The sequence below is a fragment of the Gemmiger formicilis genome, from assembly GCF_016901605.1.
Taxonomy (GTDB): domain Bacteria; phylum Bacillota; class Clostridia; order Oscillospirales; family Ruminococcaceae; genus Gemmiger; species Gemmiger formicilis_B.
In genome coordinates this window covers 1-3393 of record NZ_JACJKP010000234.1, presented here as the reverse complement: position 1 = coordinate 3393, position 3393 = coordinate 1, and the positions used below count along the sequence as shown (strand labels likewise).

General features: G+C 51.9%; 3 protein-coding genes. All 3 read left to right on the top strand.

Going from position 1 to position 3393, the window contains the following annotated elements; all coding sequences use genetic code 11:
• Positions 1 to 39: 39 nt before the first annotated feature.
• Complete coding sequence (locus H6B10_RS13405; protein ID WP_204652070.1) at positions 40 to 1194, top strand: ABC transporter permease; 1155 nt, start codon at positions 40 to 42, stop codon at positions 1192 to 1194.
• A gap of 1 nt (position 1195) precedes the next feature.
• Complete coding sequence (locus tag H6B10_RS13400; RefSeq protein WP_204652069.1) at positions 1196 to 2113, top strand: ABC transporter permease; 918 nt, start codon at positions 1196 to 1198, stop codon at positions 2111 to 2113.
• Positions 2114 to 2221: 108 nt separating this feature from the next.
• The coding region (locus H6B10_RS13395; RefSeq protein WP_204652068.1) for a thymidine phosphorylase at positions 2222 to 3393 on the top strand (1172 nt) is incomplete at its 3' end.

The following is a 3393-nucleotide window of genomic DNA, read 5'->3' as shown; positions in this document are numbered from 1 at the left end:
GCAGGCGCCAAAAAACAGGGAAAGGAGGCACAGTAATTTATGAGCCAAAGCAAAAATAATGTAGGCGCGGCATTGCGGCAAAAAAGCAGCAGTGTGTTGGCGGCTTTACTGTGCATCCTGATCGGTCTGATTGTGGGATTGATTGCATTGGTCATCATCAATCCTGAACACGCCTGGCAGCAGGGATTTCTTCGCATTATTCAGGGCGGCTTCTATGATTTCCCCTATGGTGTAGGCAAAACCCTGACGAACTCTGCTCCGTTGATCATGACCGGTCTGTCGGTTGCTTTTGCCTTCAAAACAGGTCTTTTCAACATCGGCGCAGCCGGGCAATATACATTGGGAGCATTCGGCGGTTTGTATTGTGCGTTGATTCTCAATCTGCCCTGGTATGTGTGTTTGCTGGCGTCGGCGCTTTTTGGTGCGGTATGGGGGGCAATCCCGGGTGTGTTCAAGGCTTATTTGAACATCAACGAGGTTATCACCTCCATTATGTTCAACTGGATCGGCCTGTATATGGTCAATGAGATCATTTATGCCCGCGGTACCGGCGCAATGTATGACGCCAACAATACCCGCACCTGGAAAGTGGCGGACCGCTCGCCGGATTCGCTCATTCCTTCCGGCGGCATGGCCGAACTGTTCCATACCCCCAGCACGACCATCTCCATCTTCTTGGCGATTGCCGCTGCTATTCTCATCTGGGTGGTTCTGGAAAAGACCACCTTCGGTTATGAGCTCAAGGCAGTCGGCCTTAATAAGAACGCCGCCCGCTACGCCGGCATTAATGAGAAAAAGAACATCATTCTTTCCATGACCATTGCCGGTGCATTGGCCGGTTTCGGCGCGGGATTGCTGTACCTGTCCGGCGGTGCTGAGTGGAATCCGCTGAATACCACCAGCCTGCCGGCTATGGGCTTCAACGGCATTGCAACTGCGTTGCTGGCAGCATCCCATCCCATCGGAACCATTTTCTCCTCGATCTTTATTTCCCATATTACGGTGGGCGGCAGCTTCTTGCCCACAAAGTATTTCCCGGCCGAGATTGCGGATCTGATTTCCGGCATCATCATTTATCTGTGTGCTTTCGCTATGCTGTTCCGTGGCTTGATTGCCAAGAAGATGCATGCGGATAAGGACACACCCGATGCCAATGCGGAACCGGCCCCGAAGGCCAAGAAGGAGGGTAAGTGATATGCTGCTGCTGATCAAATACACCCTTTTGTACGGCATCGTACTCATGCTGGTGGCGCTGGGCGGCATGTTCAGCGAACACTCCGGCATCATCAATATTGCCCTGGAAGGCATTATGGTAATCGGTGGCCTGGGCGGTGTTCTGGCGGTCGCCATGCTGCCCAATACGTTGCCTCCGCTTGTTATTGTGACTATTTCCATTTTGGTGGCGGCACTTTCCGGCATGGTGTTTTCGCTGCTGCTTGCTTTTGCTTCCATCAATCTGAAAGCGGACCAGACCATAGGCGGTACAGCTCTGAATATGTTGGCTACGGCAATTGCCATTATTCTGGCAAAGAACTTCAACGGCTCTACCTCTTCCAAAATCAATTACACCAATAATGCGTTCCTGTTCAAAATTGGAAGCCTTGAACTGAGCGTATTTGTTCCGTTGGGCATTGTACTGCTGATTATCAGCTACATTGTAATGTATAAAACCCGTTTTGGTCTGCGGCTGCGTGCTTGCGGTGAACATCCTCAGGCGGCAGACTCGGTAGGCATTAACGTTTACAAAATGCGCTACGCCGGCGTTCTGATTTCGGGTGTGCTGGGCGGCATTGGCGGCCTGGCTTATATCATTCCCAGCGTACAGACCTGGAACTTCGAGGTGGGCGTTGCGGGTACCGGCTTCCTGGCACTGGCTGTTATGATTTTTGGCCAGTGGAAACCGGTGCACATCTTTGGCGCCGCTATGTTCTTCGCAGTGTTTAAGAGTCTGGCGAATATTGCAGACGCTACGTTCCTCTCGCAGTTGGGCTGGTCGTCCAACATCTACAATATGATGCCGTTCATTGCCTCCATGGTTATCCTGGCTTTTACCAGCAAGAACAGTATGGCTCCCAAGGCAGAAGGCATCCCTTACGACAAGGGAAGCCGATAAGTACCGGCATACGGTTTATGAAGATTTTTGGAAATGCCGTCTGCGGGCGGCATTTCTCTGTTTCAACCGCTCTGCGATACAGTCTTTTACCGAAAGGGGGATCTCAATATGCGAATGTATGATATCATTGCCAAAAAACGGGACGGTGGTACGCTGACCCGGGAAGAATTGGCGTTTGCCATTAACGGGTATGTAGCCGGGGATGTGCCGGACTATCAGATGTCGGCGCTGCTGATGGCCATCTATCTGCGTGGCATGACAGACGAAGAAACAGCGGAAATGACCGATATTATGGCCAGTTCCGGAGATATGGTAGACCTTTCCGCAATTCAGGGCATCAAGGTGGATAAGCACTCCACCGGCGGTGTAGGCGATAAGACCACGCTGGTAATCGCACCGGTAGTGGCGGCCTGCGGCGTGAAAATCGCAAAAATGAGTGGTCGGGGATTAGGGCATACCGGTGGTACGGTTGACAAAATGGAGGCCGTACCCGGTACCCGTACCAGCTTGAATCAGGAAGAATTTTTCCGCCAGGTGAACGAGATTGGCATTTCGGTTATCGGGCAGAGCGGTCATATTGCGGTCGCTGACAAAAAGATGTATGCACTGCGGGACGTAACAGCTACCGTGGGATGCATTCCGCTGATCGCATCTTCCATCATGAGTAAAAAATTGGCAGCCGGTTCCGATGCCATCCTGTTGGATGTTACCATGGGGGACGGCGCCTTCATGAAAGATCTGGACAGCGCTATTGAATTGGCGCGGCAGATGGTAGCCATTGGTACAGCCCATGGCCGTAAGGTGGCGGCTCTGATTACCGATATGGATAAGCCGTTGGGACGCAACATCGGTAACTCTTTGGAAGTGGCCGAGAGTATGGCAGTCTTGCAGGGCCATGGACCGAAGGATCTTACCGAGGTGTGCCTGCAGCTGGCAACCAATATGTTGATTCTGGCCGGAAAGGGCGACGCCGCAACATGCCGTTCCATGGCGGAACAGGTGATTGCTGATGGATCTGCGTTTGATCTTTGCTGCAAAATGTTTGCTGCACAAGGCGGAGATATTTCGGTGCTGAAAGATGCGTCAAAATTCCGTCAGGCAAAATACAGCTATGAACTGACCGCTGAACAAGAAGGGTACATTTGCAAAAATGATGTAGAAAAGATCGGCAACGCCAGTGTATTGTTGGGGGCGGGCCGCATCAAAAAGGAAGACTCCATCGATTTTGCCGCAGGAATTACCATGCACAAAAAGCTGGGGGACTATGTAAAGGCAGGGGA